This is a genomic window from Streptomyces sp. NPDC057302 (assembly GCF_042667685.1).
In the GTDB taxonomy this organism is placed as follows: domain Bacteria; phylum Actinomycetota; class Actinomycetes; order Streptomycetales; family Streptomycetaceae; genus Streptomyces.
In genome coordinates, this window is the sequence record NZ_JBHUZJ010000136.1 from 1 (window position 1) to 12,983 (window position 12,983).

A 12,983-nucleotide genomic window follows, 5' to 3' on the forward strand; every position below is an offset into this window, starting at 1 on the left:
CCCTCAGGGAGCCCGCCCACCGCGCTGTCATGCGCATTGCCGCACTAGCCGCAGTACCGGGCCTGGTCGATCAGAGGAAGCGCCGGATGGGTACGACAGCTGCTTCCCTGGCGCGCTGAAGGGGTGAGCGGCGCTTCCAGCGTCCGGGCCTGATGAGCACACTGTGATCGAGATCTTCGGTGAAATGGCTGTCGAGTGTGGCGGTGAACGTACGGTCGAGGACGGCGAGCATGACCTCTTCGTCGTGATCGAGCGAGCGGCGGTTGAAGTTCGTCGAACCGACCAGGGCCATGGTGCTGTCCATGGTGATGACCTTGGTGTGGAGCATCGTCGGCTGGTACTGGAAGATCTTCACGCCGCAGGCGGTGAGGTCTTCGTAATAACGCTGGCCCGCGAGCTGGCAGACCCTCTTGTCGGTGTGCGGGCCCGGCAGCAGGATCTCGACCTCGACGCCGCGGCGTGCGGCGGCGCACAGCAGCTCGATGAAGTAGGCGTCGGGTGCGAAGTAGGCGGTGGCGAGCCGGATCCGCTCCTCGGCCGACTCGATCACCACGCGAAGCAGTGTCTGCATGTCCTGCCAGCCGAAGCTGGCAGAGCCCCGCACCACCTGCACGATGGCGTCGCCTTGCGGGGCGTGGTGGATGAACCGGTCACGGTCGTCGAAGAGTTCGTCGTGGCATTCGGCCCAGTTCTGGGCGAACGCGGCGGCAAGCCCGTCCACGGCTGGACCGCTGACCTGGACATGAGTGTCGCGCCACTCATCGGGATTGCGGGCATCACCGCACCACTCCTCGGCGATACCCACCCCGCCGGTGAACGCGGTCTCCTCGTCGACCACCAGGACCTTGCGGTGACAGCGGTGGTTCTGCTTCAGCGGTGACAGATAGAGCGGCTTGCGGAACCAGGCCACCTGCACACCCGCCCGCTCCATCACCTCGAGCTGGCCCTTCTCGATGAGCCGGCTGCCAAAACCGTCCAGCATGAGGCGCACCCGCACCCCCTGGCGTGCCCGCTCGGCCAGTGCGTCGGCGAACTGCTGGGCGATCTCGCCCTTCCAGTACACGAACGTCATCATGTCCACGGTGTGCCGGGCAGCGCGGATCCCCTCCAACATCGCCTTGAAGATCTCGTCCCCGTTGCGCAATGCGATCAGCGCATTGCCTTCGGTGGCCGCAACTCCTATGAGCCGCTCCAGCCTGCGTCTCGCGCGCTGGGCCCGCTCATCAAGAATCCCGCTTTCGTTCTCCTGCCGTTCCTCTGCCGAGGGGGAGTCTGCCGAGGGGGAGGGGGACGGCTGGGGAGCTCCGGCCGTCTCGGCGGTGTCTGCGAAAACGTCTTGCGTATGGGTCATGGATGCTTCTCCGTGTAGTTCAGCGTATGAGCCATCCGCCCTTGTGACCCGAAGCCGGGCATCCCATCCCTCTGGATCCGCTTCAGCGCGCAGATGTAACAGGGATCTCGTCACCTTCCTGGAGGACGGACGGGAAGACAGGTACGCGAAGGTCCTGATCCAGGCATCGCCCACCCCCTTGGGGGCACAAGGTGGGCATGGCAACTGGATCAGCAACAGCACGCGGTCGTAGGCAGGCCCGGCGTGCGGCGAACAGCACAGCAGTTGAGGGCGCAGCCCGTGCAGGCTTCGTGGCCCGCGGGGTCATCTATCTGCTCATCGGCGTGCTCTCGCTCAGGATCGCTTTCTCGGATGGAGGCGGTGAACAGGCAGACCGGGGTGGCGCGATCGCTGAGATCGCCGAGAAGCCCTTTGGCACCGTTCTGCTGTGGCTGCTGGGCATAGCGCTGGTGGGGATGGCTCTGTGGCGGCTGACCGAAGCGGCCTTCGGGCAGGCAGGTCCCGACGGCACGAAGGCGAGCAAGAGGGCGATGGCCGCAGGGCGCTGCGTCTTCTACGGATTCGTCGCGTACTCCGTGCTGTCCTACGCGGTCGGGGAGAAGGGCAGTGGCAGCGGGAGTTCCGACAAGGAGTCCCAGGACATCACTGCGAAAGCCCTTGACTGGCCCGGTGGGCAGTGGATCGTCGGGATCGCCGGTGCGGTGGTGGCCGGTGCCGGCCTATGGATCGCTGTCAGGGCGATCATGCGCAAGTTCAAGAAGCACCTGAAGATGTCCCAGATGTCACCGAAGACGCGCAAAGCGGTCACGTTCCTCGGAGTGTTCGGTGGCGCCTGCAGGGGCGCAGTCTTCGCCGTCGCCGGTGGGTTCGCCGTTGCCGCAGCCCTGAAGCACAAGCCCGGCAAGGCCAAGGGCATGGACGACACCTTGCGCTCCTTCACCGACACCCCCGCCGGCCCCTGGCTCCTCGTCCTCATCGCAGTCGGCCTCGCGGCCTTCGGTCTCTTCTCCTGGGCCAACGCCCGCTGGCGCAAGGTCTGACGGCCGACACCACCACATTGGGCAAGACATGAGCCACGTGGAATGACGATCTGACGGTGGAGGCGGAGACCACGGCGGGCGGTGGGGGCGGCTGTGCTGCCGTCGTTGACCGGAGCCGTCCCCAGGCGCTGCCATTCCGGGCTCCGATCGCCCCGCGCGGGTCTCGGCGGCTGGGGTCGGGCACTCAATGTCCGCTTCGTGGAAGCGCGTTGCTGAGACAGAACGCGGACAATCCCACAACCACTTGAAGATCAAGGCGGCCCTAGTGTCAGTGCTGTCAGAAACAGACACCACTACCGACAGCCCCTGGAGATTCTCATGCGTTCGCGTCGCACCGCCCGGTCCACCCGCCTCGTCCTGGCCGCGGTCGCGGTGACGGCCCTCGCAGCCACCGCCACCGCGTGCGGTCCCGACGACACCACGAGCGCCGACACCTCCACGACCCCCACCGCCGACGGCGGCAAGACCGAGAGCCCTTCCAAGGACAGCCCGTCCGGCGACTCCACCTCCACCCCCGACTCCGGCTCCGGCTCCACCGACTCCAAGGACAAGGCCGGTTCCGGGGCAGGCGAGGCAGGCGACGGTGAGAAGAGCGGCTACGGACAGGCTTGCGGCACCAACGACGTGACCTTCACGCTCACCGAGAAGTCCCAGGCAGGCGGCTACTACCTCGTCGCCGCAAAGGCGAAGTCCGGCATAACCTGCTACCTGGACGTCAACACGCCCAGCGTGTCCTTCGGCTCAGGCGCCGAGGGCGCCGCCTCTCCCGTCGGGCAGGGCGGCGAAGACCCCATCAAGCTCACCGGATCCACCACCGCCTACACCGGCATCAGCCCCAAGACGACCGACAGCGACGGCGGTATCCAGTTCGAGAGCGTCATCGTCTCTCTCACCGATGACGACCCCAACCCGGCCGAACTCAAGCTCCCCGAGCCCGCCGACGTCGACAAGCCCATCGTCACCAACTGGTCCACCAACAGCGCCGAGACCGTCCCCGTCATCGCCTGATCGACCACAACAGGACATGACGACCCCGCATCACACCCGGCTGGCGGGTCAGCTCAGCGGCTCCGCCGAAGTCCGCTGCTGATCCGCACTCACGGTACAAACCTGGCGGCCCCTGGTGAACGGGGGTTCTGGGGGACGATGTCCCAGGAACCATCTGTTCCCGCACCTCTGCGGAGCTGCTCAGGGCTGGTTCTCGAAGTCGGGTGTGAGCCTGTGGCAAGATCGCGGGATGCTGCGACTCACCGATTTCATTATCGACTGCCCGGACACGATGAAGCTGGCGGCTTTCTACGCCGAGGTGACGGGCCGTCCGATCAAGGAAGGCAGCTCTGAGGACTGGGCCGGCATCCAGTTCGGCGAGATCGAGCTGGCATTCATCCGGGTGGACGACTATCGCGCTCCGCAGTGGCCCGACAGCGAGCACCCCAAGCAGTTCCACCTCGACTTCGAGGTAGACGAGATCGAGTCCGAGCAGCGCCGCGTCCTCGACCTCGGCGCAACGCTGAGGCAGGACTTCATCGGCCCCAACGGTTACGGCTGGCAGGTCTACACCGACCCGATCGGCCACCCCTTCTGCCTGTGCCGCAACAAGGGCGTCGTCTGGACCAACCAGGGCCCGACCTGGCCCAAGGGCGACTAAGCGCCGTGCGTGGCTCCCGGCGCTGAGCCTTGTCTGAGCGCCGCCGACCGCACCCCCGAATCGCGTGGATGCCGGTGCCAGTGCCGGTGCGGACGAAGGTTATTCCCCTAGGGCGCGTCCGACGGGTCTGACGAACAGCCAAGGGCGTCCTGCCGCGCCGTGCCCCACTCCCACATGCTGCGCACCACCGGCTCCAGCGCCCGGCCCTGGCCGGTCAGAACATAGCGGACCCGAGGAGGCCAACCGGGTCTGCGGTGGCGCTGGATGACGCCCGCGCGGGTCAACTGGGATAGCCGGTCGGAGAGGACTTTGTCGGAAAGGGCGGGCAGGGCGGCGGACAGTTCGGAGTACGTGGCCTCATCGCGGCGTAGGAGCTCGCGGAGTACCAGCGGCGTCCACCGGCCGCTCAGCGTGGCGAGGGTGATGTCGATAGGGCATCGCGGTTCGTGGCCCGGAGGAACGAGGGCGCTGTCAGGACAGTCCGCCAGCGGGCCGTCCTGATCAACCGCCGGTGTGTGTCCAACCGTTTGGTGAGTCACGAAGGCGCCTCCTAACGTCCGTCGGGAACAGCCCGCCCACTTGCCTTCAGGGGACCTGATGCGTATCCACCACCTCAACTGCGGTTCCCTCCGGAAGATTCCGGCGCTCGGCGAAGAGCCCACGGCAGGCGCCGTGAACCGCGAACTGGCCGCTGTCTGCCATTGCCTGCTCATCGAGACGGATTCGGATGGACTGATCCTGGTCGATACCGGCCTCGGCACCGCCGACCTTCAGCACCCTGACAGGTCGCTGGGCGCGGACTGGGTGGCCTACGCCCAGCCTGCGCTGGACCCCGAGGAGAGCGCGCTGTCCCAGGTCGTCCGCCTCGGCTACTCGCCACAGGACGTGCGGCACGTTGTGCTCACCCACCTGCATCGTGACCACACGGGCGGTCTGCCTGATTTCCCTCACACGCGCGTGCATGTGCACCCCGCCGAGTACCAGGCCGTCACCGACCCCATGGCAGCGCACCACCGGCACAGCCTCGACCGCTTCATGCCAGCACACCGGGCGCACGCCCCGCTGCTGACACCCGCACCCGTGGAAGGGCACACAGAGTGGTTCGGCTTCCCGGGCGTGGCGCGGCCGCAGGGGCCGGCCTGCGAGCTGCTGCTGGTGCCGCTGCCCGGCCACTCCGCGGGACACTCCGGTGTCGCCGTGCGCGATGGCGACGGGCGGTGGCTGCTGCACGCGGGCGACGCGTACATGTATCACGGCGAGATCGACCACACTCCGCCCCTTTCCCACCCGGTCCTCGAGCCGGTCCAGCAGGGTGCGGAGACCGATGCCGCGGCACGTGTCGTGGCCCGCGACCTACTACGCGGCCTTCTCCGAGACCACGTAGATGAGGTCACCGTCTTCAGCGCACACGACCCGTGGGAGTTCGCCCGCCTCGCTGCCCTCGCGGGCCAGGGGTAATGCCTGGCCGACTGATCCTCCAGGAGCAGGGCGCAGCCGGATGGTTGCTGCGTAGGAGTGTTGCGAGCGGGGTCTGTTCAACCGACAGGGACGCTCTCCTTGAGAAAGTCGATCAGTAGATCGGTAACGGCCGATGGCCGCTCCAGGCTGGGAAGGTGACCTGCCCATGGCAGTTCGACGTGGTCGGCGTTCGCGAGCAGATGCGGCAATCGGGCAGCGATCTGTCGGAAGTCCGCCAGATCATGCGCGCCCGACAGGACCAGGCAGGGCGCTTGAATGGCCGTCAGATCAACCATGGCCTCGACTGGCTCGAACTCCTCAGCGGCGGCCAGCTGCAACTCGAAGGCGTGCCGCTGCATCTGGCGTACCGCATCGCGGGCGGTCTCATCGGCGTCCGGGCCGAGCCAGGTTTGGACCATCAGTTCCGTCGCGCCGACGATGTCCCCCGCCTCGATCAGCGCATCCTCACGCTCCCCGAGCGCACGCAGTTCGGCAGAAGGTTCATGACCGGGCAGGGCGGAACAGATCAACCCGATGGCGCTCACCCGATCCGGCCGGCGCGCGGCAATCTCCAGGGCGACCTGCCCGCCGTACGAGGATCCCACCAGCGTCGCCTGCGCGATGCCCAGACTGTCCAGGAGGGCCAGCACATCCTCGGCGTCACTGTGAGGCCGGTCCGGCGCCGGAGTCTCACCGAAGCCCCGCAGATCACAGCGCACCAGCCGGTAGCCGGCGTCGATCAAGGCCGGCCACTGCGCATCCCACATCCGCCGGTCACACACCCCAGAATGCACCAGCACCAGCACAGGACCGTCTCCGGCCACATCATGAGAGAGCGTCATCCGGCAGACCCTACGCAGCGGCTGTTCGAAATGCCTCCCGATTAGCGGGCCGCTCTCGACCTGGAGTCTGACCAAGCTGGCCGACTTCCTGGTCGCCGGGGGTGGTCGACGACATCAGCCATGAGGGCCTGCGCTTTCTCCTTCGCGAGGAAGGCGTCTCCTTTCAACGCCTGAAGACCTGGAAGACCACCCGGGATCCTCCAGCTGAGCGTGTGGGTTGGCGGGCCCTGCACCGTCACTCGTGCCTGACCGCAGCCGCCAGTGACGGTGCAGGGCGGCTGCGGATGACGTGCGCGCCGCTGCGGTTCTACCGAGGCCTGGTGGGCGAACCGACCTACGCGTGACAAGATCCAATTGGCGGCGCTGGGCCGCCGCGCAACCTTGGAGCTGATATGTCCAACCGGCAGACCGGCACGGTGAAGTGGTTCAACAGCGAGAAGGGGTTTGGCTTCATCACTCCGCAAGGGGGCGGTGACGAACTCTTCGCACATGTCGAGGCCATCGAGTCTGACGGGGTCAAGTCTCTTACGGATGGTCAGACCGTCTCGTTCATAGCTGAGCGTGGCCAGAAGGGTATGCAGGCGGCGCAGATCCGCCCGGAGTAGCCCAATTAGAGGCTGATGAGTGCCGCAGTAGGCGCAACTCGCGTACTGCGGACCTCGGTCGCAGACCGGTGGTTCGAGGCGCACGCACGTCTACAGGTCAAATTCCTGAACGGGACTGCATCGGAATACACAGGTAACGAACCCATGGAAATCACCGGGCACTCAAGCGACTTCATCTCAGATACCGCGTTCCCCGCGGTGGTGAAGCAGTTCGTCATGCGCCAGCACCAGCGATGGCCTGGCTTGTTCCTCTGTGGAGAACCGGCCAGTGCGGAATTCATGGCCGACTGGAAGCTCCCGGACACCGATGACGACGACGACTACTCGGGCATCGTCACCTTCTCGGCAGGCCAGGAGATGGAGGATTTCTGGGAGGAGAACGGCTATGCCCTCGATGACGCGGGGGAGGGGCCCTTCTCGATCTTCTACCGGCTCCATCCGCAGCCACTGCGCGCAGGGCAGGTGACGGGAGTCCAGTGCGCGGATCCCGAGGCCGCGACAGCCGTCGAGGGTACGGGACTTCTGCTGGCCGAGTACTTCGCCGTCAGTATCGTCACGCCGGAGGACCCGGCGACCGACCGGTTCTCGGGGCGTGTCTTGGCTGATTTCCTCGAGTCGTTCGGCTCCTCCTTCGACGTGGCCTCAACGCCGTCACCGCCGGACTGACCCTCACCTGGAGTTCCGGCGTCGTCGAAGGTCGCGTCGACCCTCGGGACGGAACCGCTATTTTGAAGCCTCATCACTTCACAGAATCCAGCCGGCCACCACCCGCTCGGCCACCGAGAAGTCGGTCCCGCAGTCCGGACATGCAGCCTGCCCGAACAGGTAACGGACGCCATGAGCCACGTTTCCCTGACCGTCCGCCGTTGCCCGCGTGAACAACCTTCGGGGCAGCTCAGCCAGCTCATGTACTCGCGCCGGTTGGAGGGGTGACTTCTGTACTTCCGACAGCGCGTAGTCGTCCGTGCAGCAGAAGGAGTCGTCCTGCCCGATCACCACGAACACATTGACGCCGCAGCAGGGACAGCCGACCTCGTACTCCCCGCTCTGCAGGCCGTCCAGGGAGCGGTCCCAGATCTCGACGCCCTCGAAGGAGAGCAGGGCCTGCAGTAGGTTCACGTAGTCCTCAGCGGCGGCCGTCCGGCTCAGGCGGCGATCGGTGAGCTCGTGTAGAGCCGCTATTGGAGCCGAAAAGACCGTCAAAGGGCTGTTGGAATCGGACAGCGCGGGCGAGCAGGAAGCGATTGCTCCCGCCGCAAGCAGCACCCAGTCCAAGGTCTCCGGGCTGCCCACGGTCGCAATCTCGGCCAGGCGCGGAAAAGCTGCGAAGCTAGCACTGAAGGCGGTGTCCAACTGCGGACACAGGTGGTCCATCAGCTCGGACCACACACCGCTCGGATCGGCCTCGAACCGGTCCAGCAGACCGGGCACGTGTTCCGCGGAACCGCAAGCGTCGGTGAGTATCGACCAATCCGTCATGCAGCCATCCAACCAGGCGGCTCTGGACGGGCCGTACCAGGTCAAGCACCGCCAAGATCCTTCACGAAGGCGATGCTGTTGGTGATCTTCACTTGGTTCACCCCGCTCGTCGAGGCCCAACTGTGCGGTCACGCCACATTGGCCACGGCACACGTGCTTCGTGCCGAGCGGAAGGTCTATGGAGCTGTGCGGTTCAGCAGCCGGCACCACGGCGTGTCGCCGTGTTGGTGGTGGACGCCTGCTCGCCGCCGCCCGCCATGTACAGCCGGGCCGGCACCCGGGGCGTCCAGCCGCGGCACACGCTGTCCGTCTCTCGCAGGGCGTTCGCGAGGCCGCCCCGCAGGACCGCGACGGTGGCCCCGTACAGCGTGCGCTGTACGGGGCCACCGCGCTGTCGGCGAACGCGCCGCCACCGCGGCTCCGTCACCAGCCATGATGTGACCGGCAGGGGCCGCCGGTCGTCCGGATAGGGCTCAGCCGCTGGAGTCGGCGGCCGGACGCGCACGGAGAATCGCTCCGGTGGACAGCAGCGTCGAGGCGAGGACCAGAGCGAATGTCGCGGCGATCACCGTGACCAGGATCCACGGGGAGCCGCCCGGCAGCGCGGAGCCGAGGATGCTCAGGCTCAGCGGCACCAGTGTCGCGGCGGCGACGAGCAGACCGAGGAGCAGGCCGGCCAGTGAGATCATGAGCGCCTCCACCGTCATCATCCGCAGGACCTGCCGACGGGTGGCGCCGATCAGACGTTGGAGCATGAATTCCCTGCGCCGCTCCGTCGTCGCCAGGATCTGCGTGTTGAGCAGGGAGATGACCGAGTAGCCGACCACCACGGCGAGGACCAGGTACGCCATCCACGCCTGGGTATCGTCCGTTTGGGCCTGTACGGCTGCGAGGGCCGCCCGGTCGGCAAGGTGCAGGCCGGGATGACGATGCGTCAACTCTGCGAGCCCGGCACTCAGTCGGCCGATGTCGGTGTCCGGGGCCGCGCTGACCAGGATCGTCGGGACCAGACCCGCGTTGGTGCGGCCGACCAGCAGCGATGCCGGTACCAGGGCCGTCTCGTATCCGCGTTTTCCGTCCACCGTGGCCACCAGCCGCAGCTGTACCCGGCTGCCGTCCCCGAGCCGCATCGCGACCATGTCGCCGATTTTGTGGCCCTGCGCGGCGCGGGTCGGCAGGGCGACCGAGTCCCCGCGCAGCGCGTCGAGGTCACCGCTGGAGGCGCGGAAGGCTGTCGTACGCGCTGCTCCCTGGGGGGTGATGCCCTGGAGGGACAGTTCGGTGGGCTGCGGACCCGCCGATTCCTGCTCTCCCTCCGACGTCCCTTCGGCAGGGGCGCTGGGGCCGGCCATGGGCTCGTCGGGCTCCAGGTAGCCGACGCTGGGAATCTGCGCGGTGGCCGCGGCAACGCCCGGCAGTTGCCTGATGGCGTCGACCGTCGAGAGCGGCACCCCGCCTGAGTCCGAGGTGACCACCAGATCGGCACGCAGGCTGGCGTCGAACGCCTGCTTCGCGCCGTCCGACTGAGTGGTCTGCAGGTAAGTGAGCCCGAGGGCCAGGCCGGAGGCGAGCATGACGGGCAGCGCCGCCGCCGTCAGGCGAGTGGTGCGCACCTCGGCGTTGCGGGTGGCGAGGTGACCCGCCAGCCCGAGCCAGCGTTCGGCCGGACGGCGCAGAGCGGCGACGACGGCCCGTACGAGCACCGGACCGAGGAGCCCGAAGCCGACCGCCCACACCATGGCCGCCGGGGTGGCCACTCCCGCCGCGTCGGGCCCGGCCGAGGCGGCCGTGCCCATCGCCAGCGCGATACCGCCGGCCACGCACAGCAGCCCCACGACCAGCCGGAAGCGGCTGAACCAGCGGCGCTGGAGACCGGCTTCGGCAAGCGCCTCGGTCGGCCGGGTACGCACCGCGCCCTGCGCCGTGATGAGCGCCGCGCCGATCGCGGTGAGCAGCGCGGTACCGGCGCCGACGATCAGCGGGACGGATCCGGCGCGGTAGACGATGGCGTCGGGCACCGCGCCCGCGTCGCTGAACGCGGTGAGCAGCCACCGGCCGAACGCGGGCCCGGGCAGGCAGGCGAGTGCGGTGGCGATTACGGAGAGGACCATCGTCTCGCCGAGGATCAGTCGGCGCAGTTGCCCCGGGGTGGCACCGATGGCGCGCAACAGGGCCATTTCTCGGCGCCGTTGCTGGATGGAGAGGCCGAGCGTGCCGGAGACGACGAAGACGGTGACCATGGCGGAGAGCCCGCCGAAGGCTGCGGCCAGCGGGACCAGATCGCTGCCGTCGGCGAGGACCGCCGGATACTCGGCCCGGCCGCGGTCGTCGCCGGTCAGGACGGTGATCTGCTGTCCGGGGGCCCGCTGTCCCGCAGCTGGCTGCCGGGCGACCTTGTCGCGTACCCGCTCCGCGATCTCCTGCGGGTCGGTCCCGGCGGCGGGGAAGACACCGATGGTGTCAATCGTGCCGGGGTGACCGGAGGCGCGGGCGGCCTCCGCGTCGGAGAGGAAGACGTGCGCGTCGTCGTCGGGCCCGGTGGCCAGGCCGGAGATCTGGAGACTCCTGGCCTCGCCGCCCGTCGCCAGTTTGATGCGATCACCGGGCCGCAGCCCGGCCCGCTCGGCGAGGCCGATGCCCAGGACGACCCGGTCGGGGCCGGTGGGCGCGGTGCCGGCGGAGAGGCCGTACGGTGCGAGCCTGGCGGACGACCAGCCGTGGCCGGTCACCTTCGTGCCGGGCGTGCGGGCGAAGTTCGTGCCGGGCGTGCGGGCGAGGCGGGCCGGGAAAGACACGTCCTTCGCAGCCGTGGCGACACCCGGCAATGACTGCAGCTCCTTGGCCAACTCGTTCTTCAGGCGGAGGCGTTCGGGGAAGATGAGTTCGCGCTCGGTGCCGATGTAGCGCTGGTCGCCGGTGACCACGACGGGCGCCGCGGCCAGCCGCTTGGGCGGGGCCGTGTTGTGGATCCCGGTCTCCAGCAGCCCGCCGCAGCCGATCACGATCGTGGCGCCGAGGAAGAGTGCGATGAACGAGGCGATGAAGCCGTACTTGTGGAAGCGCAGGGTGCGCAGCGCGATTCTGATCATCGTCGGCCCCCGAGTTCACGCGCCGTGACCCGTACTGCGGAGCGGGGGGCCTGCCGGGCGGCGGCCCGCTCGTCGTCCCACGCACCGAGGTGTGTCATCTGCGCGGCTACTTGTTCGACGGTCGGCCGGTCCAGGGAGCCGGCCAGCCGGCCGTCGGCGAGGAAAAGTACGCGGTCCGCGTGTGCGGCGGCCACCGGGTCGTGGGTCACCATGACGATCGTCTGCCCCGCGTCCTGAACGGCCTCGCGGAGCAGCGACAGCACCTCACTCGCGGTACGGGTGTCCAGCGCACCGGTCGGTTCGTCACCGAATATCACGGCTGGACGGGTGATCAGGGCCCGGGCGATGGCGACGCGCTGCTGCTGGCCGCCGGAGAGTTCACCGGGGCGGCTGTCGCGGCGGGTGCCGAGACCGACCCGTGCCAGTACGTCGTCGACGGCGGCCCGTTTCGGACGGATTCCGGCCAGTCGCAGGGGCAGGGTGACGTTGTCGACAACGGTGAGCGCGGGCAGCAGGTTGAACGACTGGAAGATGAAGCCGATCCGTTCACGGCGCAGCTTGGTCAGCCGGCGTTCTTTGAGGCTCCCGAGGTCGGTTCCGTCGAGCCGTACTGTCCCCGCTGTGGGCCTGTCGAGTCCGGCCGCGCAGTGCAGGAGGGTGGTCTTGCCCGAACCGGACGGGCCCATCACCGCGGTGAAGGTGCCCTGTTCGAGGCTGATGCTCACGTCGTCGAGGGCGGTGACCCGGTTCTTGGGCACGCCGTAGAACCTGCTCACCGAATCGAGGCTGACGACCGGTTCCCCGTGCTGCTTCCGCGTCTCGTTCATGGTGTTCATGCTGGCCGTCGGGGTACGGGCGCCGACAGGCTCGACAGGTTGAACTCCGTGTCCACCGGTCGGTGGACACCGCATCGGTCACCGGGGGACCGCGGCCGACCGGCGGCGGTTCGTGGCAGGGCAGCAGGGCGGCAGGGCGGCAGGGCGCTACGGCTTGACGCGCCGGGGCCGTTACGCGGTGGGGCGGGAGGCGCGCGAGTCCCGCCCCGGGCGTACCAGCAGGCCCTGTTCCAGCGCCACGACCACCGCGTGGGTGCGGTCGCTGACGTCGAGTTTGGCGAAGATGCGCAGCAGATGGGTCTTCACCGTGGCCTCGGCGATGACCAGCCGCCGGCCGATGTCGACGTTGGAGAGCCCGTCCGCCACCGCGTGCAGGACCTCCGACTCCCGCGCGGTCAGGGTGACCTGGGCCGGGCGCCGCATCTGGGCGACGAGGCGCGCCGCGACCCGTGGCGCCAGTACGGTCTCGCCGCGGGCTGCCGCGTGGATGGCGTCGACGAGCTGATCGCGGGTGGTGTCCTTGAGCAGATAACCGATCGCCCCGGCCTCGATGGCGCGCTCGATCTCCACATCGGTGTCGTACGTGGTGAGGATCAGCACCCGGGTCGCGGACCGTGCGGCGACGATCTCGGTGG

The 12,983-nt window shown here is 68.3% G+C and carries 14 protein-coding genes and 2 pseudogenes; 8 read left to right on the forward strand and 8 right to left on the reverse strand.

All coding sequences use genetic code 11. From position 1 onward, the window contains the following. Window positions 1-70: 70 nt before the first annotated feature. Window positions 71-1,351 carry a phosphatidylserine/phosphatidylglycerophosphate/cardiolipin synthase family protein gene (locus tag ACFUPX_RS42755; RefSeq protein ID WP_383334926.1) on the reverse strand — a complete coding sequence of 427 codons (1,281 nt, stop codon included), beginning with the start codon at window positions 1,349-1,351 and terminating at the stop codon, window positions 71-73. A 197-nt stretch (window positions 1,352-1,548) separates the two neighbouring features. Between ACFUPX_RS42755 and ACFUPX_RS42760 the strand changes: the two genes are divergently transcribed. From ACFUPX_RS42760 to ACFUPX_RS42770, 3 genes are all read left to right on the forward strand, one after another. Next, a complete protein-coding gene (locus ACFUPX_RS42760; RefSeq protein WP_383334928.1) occupies window positions 1,549-2,391 on the forward strand; it encodes a DUF1206 domain-containing protein in 843 nt (280 codons plus the stop codon). A 318-nt stretch (window positions 2,392-2,709) separates the two neighbouring features. Continuing rightward, window positions 2,710-3,399 carry a hypothetical protein gene (locus ACFUPX_RS42765; protein ID WP_383334930.1) on the forward strand — a complete coding sequence of 230 codons (690 nt, stop codon included), beginning with the start codon at window positions 2,710-2,712 and terminating at the stop codon, window positions 3,397-3,399. Between the two features lie 229 nt (window positions 3,400-3,628). Then, complete coding sequence (locus tag ACFUPX_RS42770) at window positions 3,629-4,039, forward strand: VOC family protein (RefSeq protein WP_383334932.1); 411 nt, start codon at window positions 3,629-3,631, stop codon at window positions 4,037-4,039. Window positions 4,040-4,146: 107 nt separating this feature from the next. Here ACFUPX_RS42770 and ACFUPX_RS42775 read toward each other — a convergent pair whose 3' ends face one another. Then, on the reverse strand, window positions 4,147-4,578 hold the full coding sequence (locus ACFUPX_RS42775; protein WP_383334934.1) for a winged helix-turn-helix transcriptional regulator: 432 nt from the start codon (window positions 4,576-4,578) through the stop codon (window positions 4,147-4,149). A gap of 58 nt (window positions 4,579-4,636) precedes the next feature. On the opposite strand from ACFUPX_RS42775, the gene ACFUPX_RS42780 reads away from it, so the two are divergent. Next, a complete protein-coding gene (locus ACFUPX_RS42780; RefSeq protein WP_383334936.1) occupies window positions 4,637-5,497 on the forward strand; it encodes an MBL fold metallo-hydrolase in 861 nt (286 codons plus the stop codon). Between the two features lie 77 nt (window positions 5,498-5,574). Here ACFUPX_RS42780 and ACFUPX_RS42785 read toward each other — a convergent pair whose 3' ends face one another. Continuing rightward, entirely contained in the window at window positions 5,575-6,339 is a 765-nt protein-coding gene (locus tag ACFUPX_RS42785; protein WP_383334938.1) for an alpha/beta fold hydrolase, read from the reverse strand. A 49-nt stretch (window positions 6,340-6,388) separates the two neighbouring features. Between ACFUPX_RS42785 and ACFUPX_RS42790 the strand changes: the two are divergent. The 3 genes and pseudogenes from ACFUPX_RS42790 to ACFUPX_RS42800 form a co-directional block, all read left to right on the forward strand. After that, window positions 6,389-6,539 (forward strand): annotated as a pseudogene (locus ACFUPX_RS42790) (IS630 family transposase); the annotation flags it as partial. Between the two features lie 192 nt (window positions 6,540-6,731). Beyond that, on the forward strand, window positions 6,732-6,944 hold the full coding sequence (locus ACFUPX_RS42795) for a cold-shock protein (protein WP_383334940.1): 213 nt from the start codon (window positions 6,732-6,734) through the stop codon (window positions 6,942-6,944). Window positions 6,945-7,088: 144 nt separating this feature from the next. Continuing rightward, window positions 7,089-7,610: a hypothetical protein gene (locus ACFUPX_RS42800; RefSeq protein ID WP_383334942.1), complete on the forward strand. Its 522-nt coding sequence runs from the start codon at window positions 7,089-7,091 to the stop codon at window positions 7,608-7,610. Between the two features lie 78 nt (window positions 7,611-7,688). Here the strand turns inward: ACFUPX_RS42800 and ACFUPX_RS42805 are convergent, their stop codons facing one another. Next, on the reverse strand, window positions 7,689-8,468 hold the full coding sequence (locus tag ACFUPX_RS42805) for a hypothetical protein (protein WP_383334944.1): 780 nt from the start codon (window positions 8,466-8,468) through the stop codon (window positions 7,689-7,691). 27 nt (window positions 8,469-8,495) lie between these two features. Between ACFUPX_RS42805 and ACFUPX_RS42810 the strand changes: the two are divergent. Continuing rightward, window positions 8,496-8,588: pseudogene (locus ACFUPX_RS42810) on the forward strand (PhzF family phenazine biosynthesis protein); the annotation flags it as partial. 28 nt (window positions 8,589-8,616) lie between these two features. Here ACFUPX_RS42810 and ACFUPX_RS42815 read toward each other — a convergent pair. From ACFUPX_RS42815 to ACFUPX_RS42830, 4 genes are all read right to left on the reverse strand, one after another. Then, window positions 8,617-8,850 (reverse strand): hypothetical protein, encoded by a 234-nt coding sequence (locus tag ACFUPX_RS42815; RefSeq protein ID WP_383334951.1) that lies wholly within the window; start codon window positions 8,848-8,850, stop codon window positions 8,617-8,619. Between the two features lie 46 nt (window positions 8,851-8,896). Continuing rightward, entirely contained in the window at window positions 8,897-11,512 is a 2,616-nt protein-coding gene (locus tag ACFUPX_RS42820) for an ABC transporter permease (protein WP_383334946.1), read from the reverse strand. Next, entirely contained in the window at window positions 11,509-12,348 is an 840-nt protein-coding gene (locus ACFUPX_RS42825; protein WP_383334947.1) for an ABC transporter ATP-binding protein, read from the reverse strand. The genes ACFUPX_RS42820 and ACFUPX_RS42825 overlap by 4 nt, the downstream gene beginning before the upstream one ends. A gap of 171 nt (window positions 12,349-12,519) precedes the next feature. Then, on the reverse strand, window positions 12,520-12,983 hold a 464-nt coding region (locus ACFUPX_RS42830; RefSeq protein ID WP_383334949.1), incomplete at its 5' end, for a LuxR C-terminal-related transcriptional regulator.